Origin of the sequence: Desulfovibrio ferrophilus (genome assembly GCF_003966735.1) — a bacterium.
Lineage (GTDB): Bacteria > Desulfobacterota > Desulfovibrionia > Desulfovibrionales > Desulfovibrionaceae > Desulfovibrio_Q > Desulfovibrio_Q ferrophilus.
Genome location: NZ_AP017378.1, coordinates 2427505 through 2445333, shown reverse-complemented (window position 1 = coordinate 2445333; position 17829 = coordinate 2427505). Strand labels below are relative to the sequence as shown.

Below are 17829 nucleotides of genomic sequence, written 5' to 3'. Positions count from 1 at the left end.
CTGATGCTGGTTCCCCAACTCCATACCCCTTTCGCAATGACAAAGGTCTTGGCTACGGCCTTGGGTTGCCTGATTGTTGTGATGTTGTGGGGGGCAGCGTCGGCAGAAACGCTGCAGTTCGAGTTGCCTTTGGACTGTGACATGCGCAGCGATTGCTTCATTCAGCAGTATTTCGATCATGTCCCAGGGGCGGAGTACGGGGACTATGCGTGTGGTCGACTCTCCTACGATGGACATACGGGGACTGACTTTCGTGTTCGCGACCTGGTGCAGATGGAAGAGGGCATTCCTGTGCTCGCCGCTGCTCCGGGTACGGTGAGGGCCACTCGTGATGGCATGGACGACGTGAGCGTCAATGAAATCGGGTTGGACGCACTGGGGGATCGTTTTGCAGGCAATTCCGTGGTGATTTCTCATGGGGCGGGCGTTGAGACCCAGTACAGTCATCTCAGAAAAGGCAGTGTGCGAGTTCGCTCCGGGCAGCGCGTTCGTGCAGGAGATGTCCTCGGCCTTGTGGGACTTTCTGGGCGTACGGAATTTCCTCACCTGGAATTTTCGGTTCGTGTCCGAGGGAAAGCGGTTGATCCATTTATTGGTGTGGCCGATGACCCGGAGTGCGCGCTGGGAGATGACCCCTTGTGGACAGAACAGGCCTTGAGCCTGCTGCCCTATGAGCCAACTCGGTTACTGGGATCGGGTTTTGCCGCCACGCCTCCTTCCCGTGACGAGGTGGCTCGGCGAATGCACCGCAAAACCGTGTTTGCGCCTGAGAGTGAGGCCCTGGTCTTTTGGATTCGAGTGGCTGGCTTGCTCGAAGGCGATCGCTTGGAATTCGCATTGACCGGACCGGAGGGCAGGGTGCTGGCACGCCATGCGCAGAGGATGAAGCGGTCCAAGGTGCAGTTCTTCCAGTATGTGGGCAGCAAGCGGGGCAACAGCAATTGGCCGGTCGGAGAATATGTGGGGCGGTTCATTCTCCGGCGCTCCAATCCTGATGGTGAGGGCGTTGTCATTGACTCCTCGAACCGGGCAACGGTCTCTCGATAATCTCTCCATTCTTCTTTATAATCTCCTGTAATATATTACATATGATCTATTAACTGTTCAAGATCGTTGCGTATTGCGCGTTTCCTCCAGTTTCCGTATGGTGTCGCGCTACGGGAATGCCAAGCCTTGTTTGGCGGGCTTTTCCTGTCTTCGTCACCAACATCATGGGGCACCTGTTGGCCTGCCCCTGTTTGCGAAAAGGAGGAGCCAATGGAGAACGGAAAGATCGGCATCCGTATCAAGTCCTACCGCGAGAGCAAGGACCTGAGCGTCGAGCAAATGGCCGAAAAGACGGGGCTTGATGCCGCGTTTATCGTCGCCATCGAGAATCAGACCGCATCCCCGGCCTTGGGGCCGCTGGTGAAGATTGCCCGGGCGTTGGGCGTTCGATTGGGGACATTCACTGACGATGCGCTGACCGATGATCCGTTGATCCATCGCCTGGTTGATCGCAAACTGGATTCCGAACCTTTGGCCAGTGGCGAAAAGCATCCCGAAATGACCTACCAGCATCTGGGCAAGGGCAAGGCGGACCGTCACATGGAGCCGTTCTTCATCCGCCTGGAGCCGGAGGGCGACGAGCCCGAGATGTCCTCCCACGAGGGCGAAGAGTTTGTCGTTGTCATGTCTGGCGAGGTGGTGCTGCGCTATGGTCAGGAGGTGCATATCCTGACTCCCGGCGACAGTATGTATTACAATTCGGTGGTGCCGCATCACGTGGGCAGCAAGGGCCCCGGCCCTGCCGAAATCTACGCCGTCGTCTACGTGCCGTTCTAGGGGGGAATTGTGGAGAATCAACGCCCCGCTGTCGTGGACATTACCCTCGGCCAAATTCTGGCAGAAACCGCCGCCAAATATCCGGACCGGGATGCGGTCGTCTATGTGGACCGTGACTTTCGCCTGACCTGGAGTGAGTTCAACTCCCTGGTTGATCGCTTTGCCAAGGGGCTGATGGCCCTGGGTGTGCAGAAGGGTGAAAAAGTCGCGGTCTGGTCGACCAACGTTCCATACTGGGTTGCCCTGCAGTTTGCCACCGCCAGGATTGGTGCGGTGTTGCTGACCGTGAACACCAGCTATAAGATTTCCGAGTTGGACTACCTGCTCAAGCAGTCCGAGTGCGAAAACATCTTTGTCATGGATGGCTTCTACGACACCGACTACGTGCGCACCATGTACGAGCTTGTGCCCGAGCTGAAGACTCAGGAGCGCGGTGCCCTCAAGTCCGAGAAGTTCCCGCACCTGAAGCGGGTGGCCTATCTTGGGCCGCAGAAGCACCGAGGCATGTATTCCGTGCCCGAGGTCGTGGCCCTGGGCAAGATGATCACCGACGAGCAGTACGCCGAACGCCAGGCCGGCCTGCATCCCGACGATGTGGTCAATATGCAGTATACCTCTGGTACCACCGGCTTCCCCAAAGGGGTCATGCTGACCCACAAGTCCATCGGCAACAACGGCTACTGGATCGGTGAGAATCAGGGTTTCACCGAGCAGGACCGTTTGTGTCTGCCTGTGCCTCTATTCCACTGCTTTGGTTGCGTACTGGGAGTGCTGGCTGCCACCACCCATGGAACGGCCATGGTCATCCTGGAGAAGTTCGATCCCTTGCTGGTCATGAAGAGCGTGGAGCGTGAGAAGTGTACGGCACTCTACGGTGTGCCCACCATGTTCATTGCCGTGTTGCAGCACGATAGGTTTAAGGACTTCGATTTCTCCTCCTTGCGCACTGGCATCATGGCTGGCTCACCCTGTCCGGTCAGGGTCATGAAGCAGGTCATGGATCAGATGTACATGAAGGACATCACCATCTGCTACGGCCTGACCGAGTCCTCTCCGGTCATGACCCAGACTCGCATGGACGACGATATTCGTCGGCGTACCGAGAGCGTGGGCCGGGCCATGCCCGCCGTGGAAGTACTCATCAAGGACCCCGAAACGGGTGATCAGTGCGCAAGCGGTGTGCAGGGTGAAGTCTGCACCCGGGGCTATCTGGTGATGAAGGGGTACTACAACATGCCCGAGGCCACGGAACAGGCCATCGACGCTGATGGTTGGCTGCATTCAGGCGACCTGGGCGTGATGGACGAGGACGGCTATGTGGCCATCACCGGACGCTTGAAGGACATGATCATTCGTGGCGGAGAGAATATCTATCCCCGCGAAATCGAAGAGTTCCTGTATAATATGGAAGGCATTTCCGACGTGCAGGTGGCTGGTATCCCCAGCCGCAAGTACGGCGAGGAGATCGGGGCCTTTATCATCCAGAAGGAAGGGGTGGAATTGACCCCCAAGGATGTGCAGGGCTTCTGCAAGGACAAGATCGCCTTCCACAAGATTCCCCGCTACGTGGTGTTTCTCGAGCAATATCCCATGACCGCCAGCGGCAAGATTCAGAAGTACAAGCTGCGTGATATGGGGGCCGAGTTGTTCCCCGACGCCTAAGCGCGTAGGGCAGTTGCGGAGACCATTGAGAATTACGGTCCGGGGCGGCGGCGTCAGCTGCTCCGGGACCGACAAGACGAAGGAGGAGGATATGGAACAGGCATACAAGGAAATTGCGCCTCGCCTGGCAGGTCTGCGCGATGCATTGGACCTCTCCGTGGAGGACCTGGCAGCCAAGTTATCCGTGGAACCGGAGACCGTGGCTGCCTACGAATCCGGTGTCATGGAGATTCCGGTGAGCTATTTGTTCAAGGTGGCTCAGGAATGCGGTGTGGACCTGACGGTGCTCATTTCCGGGGCAGAAGCCCATCTGACGAACTTCTCACTGGTCAAGGCTGGCGAGGGACTGTCGGTGGAGCGTCGCAAGGATTACGACTACAAGAGCCTTGCCTACAAGTTCACTGGCCGCAAGATGGAACCCTTCAAGATTCGCGTGCCCGCCAAGAAGGCCGATGAAGTCAAGGCCGTGACCCATTCCGGTCAGGAATTCATCTATATGCTGGAAGGGCGTCTGGAGCTGATGCTCGACGGTAACCCAGTGATTCTGGAACCGGGCGATAGCCTGTATTTCAGCTCTCATACCCCACATTCCCTGCGTGCTCTCGACGGGAAGGACGCGGAATTCATCGACGTCATTATCTAGGCGCGCTGCCGGGCCCGGCGGAGCGCCTCGCTTTGATTCATTGACGACCAAGTATGAATTCCACGAACCCATATCCAATGAGAGGAGCCATGAACAAGCTCAAACCCGCAAGCTACGAAGAATTTATCAGCGCCTATGCCCCCGAGGTCCCCGAGAATTTCAACTTCTCCTTCGACATCCTTGACGCCATTGCAGCCGAGGACCCCGAGCGCAAGGCCATTGTTCACATCGGACCGGATGGGTACCGCCGGGAATACGACTTCCACTGGCTGGCAACTGCCTCCTGCCGTCTGGCCAATGCCCTGAAAGAGCAGGGCGTGGGCAAAGGCGATCGCGTGATGATCATTCTGTATCGGCGCATCGAATTCTGGGTAACCATGCTGGCCCTGCATCGCCTGGGCGCAGTGGGCGTTCCCTCTCCGAATCTGCTGACTACCAAGGACATCGTCTATCGGGTGGCCACAGGCAATATCTCCGCCGTTGTCTGTGAGGATTCCGTTGCAGCCACTGTGGACGCCGCACGCGCCGAAAGTCCGGGGCTCAAGGTCCTGGTCCAGACCGGTCCGGGCATGCTGCTGTCGGGCTGGAGCCACTACGACACCATCTGCGCTACGGCTGCGGATGTGTTCCCCCGTCCCGATGACGCCGCCTGTGGTGCTGATCCACTGCTGATCTTCTTCTCGTCGGGCACCACCGGGCCTCCGAAGATGGTCATGCACAACCATCACTATCCCATCGGACACTACGTGACCGGTGCCTACTGGCATGACCTGGAACCCGGTGATGTGCACCTGACCGTGGCTGACACGGGGTGGGGCAAAGCCGTGTGGGGCAAGATGTATGGCCAGTGGATGGCCGGTGCTGCCGTGTTCGTCTATGATTTCCGGGGCAAGTTCACCCCGGCAGATTTGTTGGGAGTCGTGGCCCGTGAGGGAGTGACCACCTTCTGCGCACCTCCGACCATTTATCGCTTTTTGATCCGTGAGGATCTTGGGAAGTATGATCTGACCAAGCTCAGGCACTGCACCACCGCGGGTGAGCTGCTGAACACCAGCGTGTTCGAAGACTGGCAGCGTATTGTGGGCCTGCCCATTTACGAGGGCTATGGCCAGACCGAGACCACGCTGCAGATTGCCACTTTCCCGTTCATGGAGGCCAAGCCCGGCTCCATCGGCAAGCCCACCCCCGGTTGGGACGTGGTACTGCTGGACGGCGAGGGCAATGAAGTGGGGTCCGGCGAGGAAGGTGAAATCTGTATTCGCCTCGGTGAGGAGCCCGTACTCGGACTGTTCAGCGAGTATCTCGACGAGCCGGAGAAAACTGCCAACGCCATGGAGGGCGGTTATTACCACACCGGTGACAAGGCCTGGCGTGATGAGGATGGGTACTACTGGTTCATGGGACGGGTGGATGACCTGATCAAGAGCTCCGGCTATCGCATCGGACCCTTTGAGGTGGAAAGCGCACTCATTTCCCACGAGGCTGTGGTGGAAGCCGCAGTCACTGGCGTTCCCGACGATGTAAGAGGCCAGGCCGTCAAGGCGACCATTGTTTTGGCCTCGGGATTTGAGGGGACCGATGAACTGACCAAGGAGTTGCAGAACCACGTCAAGAAGGTCACTGCCCCGTACAAGTATCCTCGGGTGATCGCGTATGTTGCTGAGCTGCCCAAGACCATCTCCGGCAAGATTAAGCGTGCAGAAATCCGCGACCAGGACATGAAAAGCGTGTAATTATAGCTATCTATAGTATGAATCGTGTAGGGCGGCGGGGAGAAATCTTCGCCGCCTTGCTATTTTGAAAATGATGAGAGATACTCCTGAAAATCTTTAGAGTTGGGCGGAGATTTCCCGCAATTGTCAGGGAGGCGTTCAGGATGAGCGACGCAAAGCAGATTTATGCGGTTCTGAAGCGCAATGAAGAGATCTGCCGAAAATTCTTCGAGATCGAGACGGAAGTCTTGACCATCCTGGATTTTGAAGCTCTGTTCGCGCGTCTGGTCTCCCTGATCAAAACCAAATTCGATATTCCCCATGTCTGGATATCCATCATCCGCGATGGTGAGTTGGCGGCAATGCTGGACAATCTGGATGCTTCGGGTGAACTGCGCGAGCAGTTGGCCCTGGTGGATGGCGATGCTGCACTCTCTCTGCTGCAGGACCGCAAGAGTCCGATTCTGGAAAATCGTTCCTTGCATCTGTTTGATGCGCTGCTCCCCACTCCTGCCCCACAGGGACTTCGTTCCATTGCCGTGGCTCCGCTGATTCTGGATGGCAAACTGGTGGGCTGTCTGAATCAGGCCGATACCCGTTCGGACCGTTTCAGCCCGGACATGGACACCACACTCCTTTCGCAGTTGGCCATCAAGGTTTCGCTGTGCCTGTCCAATGTCACGGCGCACGAGCGTCTGGCTCGGCTGGCGTCGCGTGATTCCCTGACGGGGCTGCTGAATCGCAGGGCCATGGAGGAGCGGTTGCACGAGGAGTTTTTGCGTTCTCAGCGCTATGGGGATAGTTTGGCTCTGGCCTTTGTGGATATGGATGATTTCAAGAAGGTCAATGATACTCTGGGGCACGATGCGGGCGATGCGATGCTGGTCTATTTCTCTCGTCGTTTGCAGAAGATGGCCCGTAAGATTGATGCCTGCGCCCGTTTTGCCGGGGATGAGTTTGTGGTGATCCTGCCCAACACAGATCGCAAACAGGCCTGCGCGTTTATGGAACGGGTGATGCGTTTCTTCGAGATGTCCCCGGTGCCGGATATCGATCGTTACGTGCGGTTCAGTTTTGGCGTCTCTTCCACCGAAGATGAGGCCGTGACCTCACCTGCTCTGCTGCTCAAGAAGGCCGATGAAGAACTCTTCGAGCGTAAGGCTGCAAAAGACGCGCCCAAACGCCGGGTTGTTGGTACCTGAACCTCTGTTTTTAGTCACTGGTCGTGTCTGGCCGGGGACTTTCCGAGAATTGCCCCTTTTCCATTGCCTCGCAAAGAGGTAAGGTGAGCCCCTCACCCCAACCATTTCGGCGATTTGTCCGTTAGGAGCAATGCATGAAGGACGCTCTCTTTCGTGGAGTCATGATCGGAGGCGCATTGGGCGTCATGGCCACCTATGTTCTGAACTGGGACCCGCCCCGGGCTTTCGGTATCGGCATTGTTGCCGGGCTGTTGGCCGGTTACACCAAGTACAAGATCGATAGCCGCAAGGACAAGGACGAGTAAGGCCGCATGGAGAACGATCAGCAGTCCCGGCGCATCGTCAGGCTGTTCTTCGCGTTGTTCGCGGTGGGCATTCTGTTTCTTGTTTTCGTGTCCCTTTTTTCGGACTTCATGCCACCGTACCGCCGTCTCTTCTGGCGGGTCTCATTGGACAATGTACTGCATTTCATTGCATTTGCCCTGCTTGGTGGGGTGGCTCCCCTGGCTTTTCGGCACAGCGCCAAGGCCTTTGGGGCCTTGTTCGTGCTGATGCTGCTCGGATTTTCCCTGGAGTTCTGGCAGCTGTATCTGCCCAATCGGCGTTGTGAACTCATCGATGCTTCGGCCAATGTGCTGGGGATCGTGGTCGGCGGGGGGCTGGGGTTCTGGGTGCGCACTCTTCTGTTCGCACCGCGTGGTAAATCGTCTTAGTGCTTCCTGCTTTTTGATCACTTTTGCAGCCCTGTTGCTGCGTCCTTGCCATGTTTCGACACAGGCTTAGAGGGCACAAAAAAGACTTGCCAGTTTGTGCAGGGGGGGCCGGATACATAAGGCCGTGTCCCCGGGTTACCGACTGGGCACCTCTGGGGATGCGTAGTGCAAGGCAAGTCTTAGGGGCGCCTCTATGCGCCTGATGTGGAAGGCTGGTTTTATTTCGGCAACCCTCCTATTGAGGTTGGCCACCTTATGTGATCGGGCGGGACTTCCGCCCTATGCTTTAGAATAACCACCGGGCCTCTTCTGTCAATACTTTTCCAGTTTTTGAATCGATGATTTTCGCCCGTGGCACTAGGGCTGCCTTCGTGTTGTCCATGTGGTTGCCGCCACTGGAGATCGGTGGCGGTCCCAGGGGATTTGGTGTACAGATGCACAAACCGTCAACTGCCTGAAACACCGAGGTTCTTTCGTCGCATGATCCGTTTTCTGCATGCCGCCGACATTCATCTGGATAGTCCGCTCGTAGGACTGTCTCGCTACGAGGGAGCCCCTGTGGACGAGGTCCGCAGTGCCACGCGTCGGGCGCTGGTCCGTTTGGTGGACACCGCCATTGAGCACGCCGTGCCTCTGATGCTCATCGCCGGGGACGCCTATGACGGCGACTGGAAGGATTTTCAGACGGGATTGTTTTTTGCGGCCCAGATGTCACGGCTGAATCAGGCTGGCATCCGGGTGATTATGGTGCGTGGCAACCACGATGCCGCCAGCGTCATGACGCGCTCTCTACCCTTGCCGGAAAACGTCACCATCCTTTCGGCCAAGCGGCCCGAGACCATCGATTTTCCGGAGCTGGGTATTGCCGTTCATGGGCAAAGCTTTGCCACCCGCGACGTCTCTGAAAACCTTGTCCCAGCCTATCCCGCACCACTGCCGGATCGTTTCAATATCGGTCTGCTGCATACGGCGGTCAGCGGTAACCACGGCAGTGCGCCACCCTATGCCCCGTGCCGTCTGGAAGAACTGGTGGCCAAGGGCTATCAGTACTGGGCCTTGGGGCACGTTCACAATTACAAGAAATTGCATGAAGAACCCGCAGTGATCTACACGGGATGCATTCAGGGGCGTCATGCCCGTGAGCCAGGCCCCAAGGGCTGCGTGCTCGTTTCCGTCAACGAAGCCGAGACCGTGGAGACCGAATTTCTGCCCCTGGCCGTGATGCGCTGGGAACAGGTGGAAGTGGACGCCATTGCCGCTGTCAATCGCCATGAGGTGGGGGATCTGTTCGCCGAGGCCCTGCGCGCTGCATTGGCCCAGGCGGGCGAGCTGCCCCTGGCAGTGCGGGTGCTGGTTGTTGGACGCACAGCGGCTCATGCCGCGCTTGCAGCGGACCCCGAGCGTACGGTGAACGAATTGCGGGCTTTGGCCGAGGATGTGTCTGCCGGACGCGCTTGGGTGGAGAAGGTGAAGCTGCAGACGGCCTCTCCCCTTGATGTGGAGGCCCTGCGCGACAGCGACACGCCCCAGGGTGACTTGCTGCGGTCATTGGAGCGCCTGGCTCAGGGACCTGAGGAATTGGCGGAACTGGGCCTGGATCTGACGGATATTGAGGCCAAGCTGCGGGCTGTTCCCGGCTCGGGCGTCACTTTGCCCGACCTTGAGGATCAAGCGGCCATGGCGGCCCTGCTGGATGACGTGCGCGAGTTGGTGCTGCCACTTCTGGACGTCAAGGAGACCGGGGAGGGCAATCAATGAGGCTGATACGGCTTGATTTGGTGGCCTTTGGTCCCTTTACGGACCGCAGTCTGGACTTTGGGGACGGGCTTGCTCTGCATGTGGTGCATGGGGCCAACGAGGCTGGCAAGAGTTCCTCCATGAGAGGCCTGCGCAATTTCCTGTATGGCATGCCTCACCGTTTCAGCGATAATTTTTTGCACGAGAGCAAGGCCGTGGAGGTCCGCGGTTCACTGCTGTTGCCTGATGGGCAACGCCTGGAACTCCGGCGGCGCAAGGCCCGCAAGAACGACCTTGTGGATTTGGCAAGCGGGCAGCCCATGGAGCAGGAGCGCCTGACTGCTCTGCTGGGAGGGGTGTCCGAGCCAGCCTACAATGCCATGTTTGGTCTTAATCATGAAGAACTCGCCTTCGGGGGTGAGGACATCCTTGCTTCCGGCGGGGACCTGGGCGAAACCCTGTTTGCTGCGGCTTCGGGCATTACTCATCTGCGTGACGCTCTGGGCCGGTTGCAGGCCGAGGCCGAGGCCCTGTTCACTGCCCGTGGCGGGGCGGGAAAGCGTATCAATGCCCTGCTTACGAGGCTCAAGGACCTGCGCCGCGAAGTGAAGGACACAGCCGTCACCCCTGCTCAGTACAAGGACCTGGTCAAGACCCGCGACGAGTTGCAGGTCCGATTGCAGGCCATGCAGAAGGAATTGGATCGTGCGACCAGAGATCGGAGCCGGCTGGAGCGGTATCTTGAGGCCTCGGCCCCGGCACGTTTACGCACTGAATTGCGCTCGCGGTTGGCGGCGCTGGGCGAAGCCCCGGCTCTGGCTCCTGGCTTTACGGAACGCCGGACCACTGCGCTTTTGGGGCGCGACGCGGCCTTGCGTAACGAAGATCAGGCCAGCACTGGCCTGCGCGAATTGGATGGACGGCTGGCAGAACTGGACGTTAATTCCGATCTCAATGACTCCGTGGAGCTGGTGGATCGCCTCTATCAGGAGACGTCACAACACGCCAAGGCCCTACGTGATGCCGAAAAACTCGGTCATGAGCGGCGTGTTCTGTTGGGCGAAGCCACTAGAATATTGGCTTCTCTGCGCCCTGGTTTCGCTTTGGAAGAGGCCGAATCCCTGCGTCTGAACAAGGCCGATCAGGCCAGGATTCAGGATTTGGGTCGACGCTATGAAGCCCTGCTGGAACGCCGGGATAGCGCCGAACGTGACCTGCGTCGTCAGCAACGGGAATTGGAAACGTCGCGTGCCCAGTTGGCCGCGGCTCCTGAAGGAGTGGAGACCACGGAGCTGGCGGTGCTTCTGAAGCGTACAGCCACCGAGGGGGACCCTCAGGCACGTTGGCGCGAGGCCCATGCCGTGCGCGAACGTCAGGAACAGCGGGCGCAGACAGAGCTTGCGCGTCTGGGGCGCTGGCAGGGGGAGTTGTCCGAGGTCGATACTCTTGCCGTGCCGGATGAAAGCGTGGTGCACCGTTTTGAAGCTCAGTTGAATGATCTGAACGCCGTCCGCAAGAGCGTCTCGGATGCCGAACGGGAAACCGCTGCGCGCCTGGCAGAACTCACCGTAGATCTGCAACGGTTCATGGATGACGGCCCAGTGCCTCGACCCAAGGACCTGCGCCAGGCAAGGGAGCTGCGTGACTCGGGTTGGTCGCTTATCCGGCGCTCGCTGGCCGGGAGTGAGCCCGGCGAGATGGAACGAACAATCTTTTTGCAGAATGTGTCCGAGGGCGACGACCTGCCCCAAGCCTATGAACTCTGCGTGCGTCGGTCCGACGATGTTGCTGATGGTCTGTATCGTGACGCTGATCGGGTGGCCCGCCGGGCGGAGCTTGAAGCCGCATTGGACCGGCTGCGCCGTCAGCAGAAGGCCGAGGGCGAGCGCTTGGCCGAGTTGGAGGCGGAGAGCGCCGAAATCCATGGTCAGTGGCAGGCCCTGTGGGTGCCATTGGGGGTGACCCCAGCCAGTCCCACGGAGATGTTGTCCTGGCTGGGGGGCTGGAAGCGGCTGCGCGAGATGTTGCAGGTCGTGCACGAGCGCCGCGCAGATGAAGTACGTATCGAGGATGAGGCGCAGGCGTTGCGTCTGGGGCTGCGTGAAGCGTTGGCACGGATGGGCGAGGACCTGCCGGGTGAGGACGCCGCCTTGGCGTCGCTGCTGGCAGTGGCCCATGCGGCACTGGAACGTCATGTCGAGCAGCGACGTGTGGTGACGGCTTTGACCGAACAGCTGGCTGGTTTGGAACGCTCGATGGTCGAAGCCCAAGCCCTGGGTAAGGATGCCTTTGATGCTCTGGGCGAATGGGCTGCTGCCTGGACGCTGGCCGTTGCCCCGTTGGGATTGGGGCCACAGGCTTTGCCTGTTGAGGCTCAGGCCGTACTGGATGAGTTGGTCTCACTCTTTAGTGCTCTGGATGAAGCCACAAAACTCCAGGCCCGCATCGAGGCTATTCAGGCCGATTATTCAGCCTACAGCGCCGAGGTGCAGGCGGCCTGTCAGCGATTGGCTCCGAATCTTGATGCCGAGGACCCCGCGCGGGCAGCAACAACATTATTCAAGCAGCTCAAGGCCTCGCAGCAGGCCGCCGATCAACGGCTGGAACTCACTGCCCAGCGCAAGCGTTTCCTTGTTCAGCGCGAAGCTGCCCAGCAGGCGGCCCTGGAGCATGCCGAGGCATTGAAACTGTTGTGTGGCGAGGCCGGGTGCGAAGCTCCCGAAGATCTGGAGCAGGCCGAAGCCAGCGCTCGCAGCCGTAGCGAAGCTCAGACGGCCTTGGATCACGCCGAGGAACGCCTGCTGGCCCTGTGCGGCGGGCAGGATTTGGATACCTTTGCGACTCAGGTCATAGAGCAGGACCCGGATGTGGCCAAGGCGGATATCGCCCGCCTCGGGGTGGAGATCACCGCCCATACAACCGGTCGTGATGAGTTGCTTCAGGAACTCGGTAGCCTGAACAAACAGCTGGCGGATATGGATGGCACCTCCCTGGCCGCAGATAAGGCACAGGAGGCTCAGGGCCTTTCCTCTGATATTCAGACTGGGGTTGATCGTCTGGTGCGCCTGCGTCTGGCTGCCGCCGTGGTGGCCCGGGAGATGGAGCGCTATCGGCGCAGCAACCAGGGCCCGGTGCTGGACAGGGCCAGTGGGTTGTTCCGCAAGCTGACTCTGGAATCCTTCAGCGCCTTGGAAGCGGATTTCGACCACAAGGGTGAGCCCGTGCTCAAGGGCGTGCGCCCCACGGGGGATCGCCTGGAGGTGGAAGCCATGAGCGATGGCACACGCGACCAGTTGTATTTGGCCCTGCGGTTGGCTGGCCTGCACCGGTATCTGGATAATAATCCGCCCATGCCATTCATCGTGGACGATATTCTCGTGAATTTTGATGACGATCGTTCCCGTGCTACGCTCATGGCCCTGGCTGAGCTGGCCGAGCGTACGCAGGTGGTGTTCTTCACCCACCACGCGCATCTGGTGGAACTGGCCCGTGAGGCTGTGCCTGCCACCTCGCTGACCGTCCATACTCTTTAGCCCTCTGGAGGCCCTATGCCCTATATCACGCCGGACCGCCGTGAGGCCTTTGACCAGGCCCTGGCTCAATTGGCCGAAGAAGTCACCAATCAGGGCGAGCTGAATTACTGCATCTACAAGCTCTCGACCCTGATCATCGACCGCATCGGCGAGTCCTACGAAAAGCTCTCCATGTGCTCTTCGGCCATGGAGCACGCCAAGTTGGAGTGGTACCGGAAAAAGCTCTCTCCATACGAAGACATCAAGATTAAAGACAACGGTGATATCTAGGGCGGCGACTGAAATGACGCAATCTGCTGCGTTGCTGCGCGAATTCCAGCCCCTCGCGTATGTCTTAATACACGTCGGAACTGGAATTCGCTCGCGCCTTGCATCTCACGCCATTTGAACCGCCGCTAGAAGACAAAATGCTCCTGGCGTCTCCCGCCAGTGATACCTTTGTCGAAAGGAAAAAAGCACAAAGCAAAGCCCCCGCTTGGAATTTCCGAGCGGGGGCTCTTTGTTTGATATTAATTTTCTATATGCGCAGATCGTTCTAACCTGTGCGAGTGCTAGGCGCGAGGATCGCTCAAGGCCGACGTGTACGAAAGGTACACGAGGTGTTGCGCGGGACGAAGCAACAACGCAATCGCTCAGGTTTGGGCGACCTGCTAGGCTTTTTTGATCTCCGCATACCAGCCGGAAGCCTGCTCCAGCAGCGTATTGATACGGCCCACCATGGCATGGGGATCGTTCAGATAGCCATCCATGAGCAGGGCCGATTCATACAACTGTTCCACGGTGGACTTCAGGAAATCGTCGCCTGCATCGCTCTTGAAGATGCGCAGCAGATTACGCGTCAGCGGATGGTCGCGGTTCAGTTCCATGACCCGCACCGGGGGCGTGGAGTCCTTGACCATGAGCTGCATGTACTTTTGCATCTGCGAAGACATGGCTCCATCAGGAGTGACCAGGCAGGCGGCGCTGCCCTTGAGGCGTTTGGATTCACGCACATCTTCCACACGCTCGCCCAGAATCTCCTTGATGGCGGAAAGCATGCCTTCAAAGGTCTTGGCGTCTTCCTCGTTCAGGGCCTCGGGCTTGACCTCGTCCTCATCCACGGTTTCGAACTTTTCCAGTTCGCCGATGTCGGCCTGTTCTGCGGCCACAAGGTCGAAGTCCTTGTATTTGCCCAGGGCGTCCATGATGAACTCGTCGATGGGTTCGTAGAGGTAGAGCACCTCAAGCCCGCGCTGGGTGAAGATTTCCAGATGCGGGTCCAGGCGCACGGCTTCGCGGCTGGGGCCGGAAACATAGTAGATGGCCTTCTGGCCTTCCTTCATGCGCTCTGCATACTCGGCCAGCGAGGTCAGGCCCTGGGCGTCCTCATCGGTGGAGGAATTGAAGCGCAGCAACTCCGCGAACTTGTCGCGGTTGATGTAGTCGGAATAACCGAGCTTGAAGACCTTGTTGTGGTTGGTCCAGAACTGGGCGTAGCGCTCTTTGTCCTCGGTCAGCTTGGCCAGCTGTGCCAGCACCTGTTTGGTGATGGTGGTCTTGATCTTGTCCACCAGCAGGTTCTGCTGCAGGGTCTCGCGCGAGAGGTTGAGCGGCAGGTCTTCGGTATCCACCAAGCCTCGGGTAAAGCCGAGGTATTCGGGGATCAGGGCCTTGTGCTTGCGCTCGATGAGTACCCGACGCACGTACAGGTCCAGGCCGTAGTTGTCCGGGTTGTCGAACAGGCTGTTGGAGGGGCTGGCCGGGATGAAGACCAGGCTGGTGAACTGCACGGGGGCGTCCACGGCTATGTGCAGGGTCTCCAGGGGCGGGGTCTGGTCCAGGGTCAGGAAGGAGTAGAACTCGTCGTATTGTTCCTTCTTGATCTTGAACTTGGGCTCGCGCCACAGGGCGGGCTGGGTGTTGACCTGTTCATCCGCCAGCATGATGGGGAAATTGATGAAATTTGAGTGACGGTGAAGGATGTCCTTGATGGTCCGCTCTTCGGCGTATTTCTTGGCCTCTTCCTTCAGATGAATTTCGATCTTGGTGCCGCGCGGGGCGTCGCCGTCCAGTTCCTGCATGGTGTAGGAACCGGTGCCGCTGGAGGTCCAGGACATGGGGCTGGCGTCGGGTGTGGCCGAACGGGTGGTGATGACCACCTTGTCCGCGACCATGAATACGGAGTAGAAGCCCACGCCAAAACGGCCAATGATATTGTCCAGACTTTCACCGGAGGCTTCGGCCTCCTTCATGAACTGGGCCGAACCCGAGTGGGCAATCGTGCCGATGTTGGCGACCAGTTCATCGGCGGTCATGCCCAGGCCGGTGTCCTCGATGGTCAACACTCCGGCGTCGGCGTCGGCATTGATGCGGATTTCCAGAGGAGCGTCGGCATCGGCGACATCGTGTCCGCCTGCGGTCAGGAAACGCAGTTTGTCCAGGGCATCGGAAGCGTTGGAGACAAGCTCCCTCAGGAAAATCTCGTGATTGGTGTAGATGGAGTGGGTGATGATGTCCAAGAGCTGTTTGATTTCAGCCTTGAATTGTTTTTTATGTTCTTTTGCTGCCATTGAAGACCTCCTTTAAGCGTTGTCGTGCCGCATAGATAGGTCCGCCACCAAGACAGTCAAGGGGGGAGGCCATGACAAAAGCCCCTCTGGCCGGAACCAGAGGGGCGTTCAGCTCATGTGGGCTTAGGCCCTATTTTTCTTTCTTGTTTTCCAACTGCTTTTTCTTGAGCAGGCAGTACAGGCCCTCGCCGGCGCGCACAGGCTTGAAGCACAGGTTGTCGGACATGCACTCGGCCTTGGCGTGATCACCGCTTTTCCAGCGCTTGATGAGGTTTGGCTCGCGGATTAGCGGGCGGCACAGGGAGATGAAATCGCAGATGCCATCGTTGACGAACTGCTCGGCCTTCTCGAAGGAGCGGATGCCGCCCACCAGCATCAGTGGCGCGCCATTGTTTGTTTTTTTGTAGGCCTCGGCGGCCTTGCGATGGAAGCCTTCGCGGTCGCGTTTGATCATGCCCATGCGCGAGGGGATGTTCTGGCGGGAGTCGATGGTGCCGCCGGACAACTCGATGGCATCGATGCCAGCCTCGTTCAGCCGGGCACAGATGGAGAGCATGTCGTCGAGGGTGTACGAATTTTCCAGGTCGTGCATGTAGTCGTGGGCATTGAGCTTGATCAGTACCGGGTAATCCGGGCCCACGGCTTCGCGTACGGCCGTGTAGACGTCCATGGTCAGGCGTTCGCGGTTCTCGCGGTTGCCACCGTACTGGTCGTCGCGCAGATTGTAGAAGGGGGAGAGGAACTGGCCCAGCAGATAGCCGTGGGCCGAGTGAATCTGTACGGCATCGAACCCGGCCTGCTTGGCGCGGGAGGCGGCGTTGCCAAAGGCCTGAATCACGGCCTGGATGTCGTCTGCGGTCATGGCCTTGCAGTCGCGGGCCTTGCCCCTGAAGTCCTTGTCCGAGGGGCCGAAAGGCTGAAGATTTGTCAGGTCCTGGGCTCCGCGATTGCCCGCGTGGGCCAATTGGCAACAGATCTTTCCGCCAGCCTGGTGGGCTTTGGCAGTCATTTCCGTCAGTCCCGGGATCATCTCGTCAGTATGGATGCCCAGCTGCCAAGGACCGGCTTGGCCCTCGGGCGAGACATAGGCGTGACCGGTGATGATCAGCCCGATTTCGTTCTTGGCCAAGTGGCCCATCATCGCATTGAGTTTTGAGGAAGATGAGCCGTCTTCTCCGGCCATGCCTTCCCATGTGGCGGAACGTACGAACCGGTTGGGAAGCTCCATCGAGCCTACGCGAACGGAATCAAAAAGTGTGGACATGAGGCGTGCATCCTTGGGTTCTATGTTGGTAGAGGGCTTGCGGGTTGTGGAGTGCTCCCCACGAGAAAGCCCAATCGACGGACGTTGTCAACAAGTCGAGGAGCTTGGTCGCCATTGGAGCATATTTGATTTGGCCTGGCGTCAGGTGGGATCAAAGGCCGTCCAAACGGTGACATCAGCGGATTCCATGATTGCGGCTGAGGCATCGCGGAAGGCCGCGATGTGCGCGGTGGCCAGATGTCGATCCAGATGTTCCTGGCTCTCCCATTGTTCCAGAATGCAGTAGCGGTCCGCCTCGGCGGTGCGATGCGGGATGTAGCTCAGGCAGCCCTGTTCGGCGCGGGTTGCGGCGACCAGGGGGGCGAGGATTGTTTCCAGTGTTGCCCCCTGGCCGGGCTTGACGGTCAGCAGGGCGGTAACGGCGATCTGAGGCATGAAAACTCCTTTACCAGCGGTCGTGGTGGATGCGTTCGGGGCGGAAGCGGTCGACCTTGCCCGAAGGCTGATCCGGGTGACCGATGGGAATCAGGGCCAGGGGCTGAATCTGCTCGGGCAGTCCCAGCAGATTGCGCATGCCTTCCACGCGGGGCAGGTCGGGGTAGATTCCCGTCCAGACGGCTCCAAGGCCAAGCCCATGCACAGCCAGCAGGATATTCTGCACGGCAGCGGAACAGTCCTGCACCCAGTATCCCGGATATTTTTCCAGGCTGGTATCGCCACAGACCAGAATGGCCAAGGGAGCCTGACGGCACATGGCGGCGTAGGGATGGAATTCGGGGATTTTGCTCAAAGTCTGGCGGTCCTCGATGACCACGAACTGCCAAGGCTGAGCGTTGCCTGCGCTGGGTGCCGACATGGCAGCCTGGAGCAACTGGGTCACTTGTGCTTCGTCCACGGGCTGATCCGTGAATTTGCGGATGCTGCGGCGGGTATGGATGGCTTCGATAATATCCATTTTCTTTCTCCTGAGTATTGGAGTTGCTTGTCCCA

The 17829-nt window shown here is 58.9% G+C and carries 15 protein-coding genes; 11 read left to right on the top strand and 4 right to left on the bottom strand.

What is annotated here, in order from left to right; genetic code table 11:
- The first annotated feature begins 141 nt into the window (after window positions 1-141).
- From EL361_RS11360 to EL361_RS11315, 11 genes are all read left to right on the top strand, one after another.
- Entirely contained in the window at window positions 142-1047 is a 906-nt protein-coding gene (locus tag EL361_RS11360) for a M23 family metallopeptidase (RefSeq protein ID WP_172961722.1), read from the top strand.
- A 210-nt stretch (window positions 1048-1257) separates the two neighbouring features.
- Window positions 1258-1824, top strand: coding sequence for a helix-turn-helix domain-containing protein (locus EL361_RS11355; protein WP_126379617.1), 567 nt, complete (start codon window positions 1258-1260; stop codon window positions 1822-1824).
- A 6-nt stretch (window positions 1825-1830) separates the two neighbouring features.
- A complete protein-coding gene (locus EL361_RS11350; RefSeq protein ID WP_126379615.1) occupies window positions 1831-3486 on the top strand; it encodes an AMP-binding protein in 1656 nt (551 codons plus the stop codon).
- Window positions 3487-3577: 91 nt separating this feature from the next.
- Window positions 3578-4129: a helix-turn-helix domain-containing protein gene (locus EL361_RS11345; protein ID WP_126379613.1), complete on the top strand. Its 552-nt coding sequence runs from the start codon at window positions 3578-3580 to the stop codon at window positions 4127-4129.
- An 89-nt stretch (window positions 4130-4218) separates the two neighbouring features.
- Entirely contained in the window at window positions 4219-5862 is a 1644-nt protein-coding gene (locus tag EL361_RS11340) for an AMP-binding protein (RefSeq protein ID WP_126379611.1), read from the top strand.
- A 143-nt stretch (window positions 5863-6005) separates the two neighbouring features.
- Entirely contained in the window at window positions 6006-7043 is a 1038-nt protein-coding gene (locus EL361_RS11335; RefSeq protein WP_126379609.1) for a GGDEF domain-containing protein, read from the top strand.
- Window positions 7044-7177: 134 nt separating this feature from the next.
- Window positions 7178-7348, top strand: a complete 171-nt coding sequence (locus EL361_RS17085) for a hypothetical protein (protein WP_172961721.1) — start codon at window positions 7178-7180, stop codon at window positions 7346-7348.
- Between the two features lie 6 nt (window positions 7349-7354).
- Window positions 7355-7756, top strand: a complete 402-nt coding sequence (locus tag EL361_RS11330) for a VanZ family protein (RefSeq protein WP_126379607.1) — start codon at window positions 7355-7357, stop codon at window positions 7754-7756.
- Window positions 7757-8236: 480 nt separating this feature from the next.
- Complete coding sequence (locus EL361_RS11325) at window positions 8237-9514, top strand: metallophosphoesterase family protein (RefSeq protein ID WP_126379605.1); 1278 nt, start codon at window positions 8237-8239, stop codon at window positions 9512-9514.
- Complete coding sequence (locus tag EL361_RS11320; protein ID WP_126379603.1) at window positions 9511-13026, top strand: YhaN family protein; 3516 nt, start codon at window positions 9511-9513, stop codon at window positions 13024-13026. Before EL361_RS11325 ends, EL361_RS11320 begins: the two co-directional genes overlap by 4 nt.
- 15 nt (window positions 13027-13041) lie before the next feature.
- Window positions 13042-13296 (top strand): DUF6899 family protein, encoded by a 255-nt coding sequence (locus EL361_RS11315; RefSeq protein ID WP_126379601.1) that lies wholly within the window; start codon window positions 13042-13044, stop codon window positions 13294-13296.
- Between the two features lie 380 nt (window positions 13297-13676).
- Here the strand turns inward: EL361_RS11315 and htpG are convergent, their stop codons facing one another.
- The 4 genes from htpG to EL361_RS11295 form a co-directional block, all read right to left on the bottom strand.
- Window positions 13677-15575, bottom strand: a complete 1899-nt coding sequence (htpG, locus tag EL361_RS11310; protein ID WP_126379599.1) for a molecular chaperone HtpG — start codon at window positions 15573-15575, stop codon at window positions 13677-13679.
- Between the two features lie 130 nt (window positions 15576-15705).
- Window positions 15706-16839, bottom strand: a complete 1134-nt coding sequence (locus tag EL361_RS11305; RefSeq protein ID WP_126379597.1) for an oxidoreductase — start codon at window positions 16837-16839, stop codon at window positions 15706-15708.
- A 141-nt stretch (window positions 16840-16980) separates the two neighbouring features.
- Window positions 16981-17274 carry a putative quinol monooxygenase gene (locus tag EL361_RS11300; protein WP_126379595.1) on the bottom strand — a complete coding sequence of 98 codons (294 nt, stop codon included), beginning with the start codon at window positions 17272-17274 and terminating at the stop codon, window positions 16981-16983.
- A 10-nt stretch (window positions 17275-17284) separates the two neighbouring features.
- Window positions 17285-17794 carry a nitroreductase family protein gene (locus tag EL361_RS11295; RefSeq protein ID WP_126379593.1) on the bottom strand — a complete coding sequence of 170 codons (510 nt, stop codon included), beginning with the start codon at window positions 17792-17794 and terminating at the stop codon, window positions 17285-17287.
- Window positions 17795-17829: the final 35 nt, after the last annotated feature.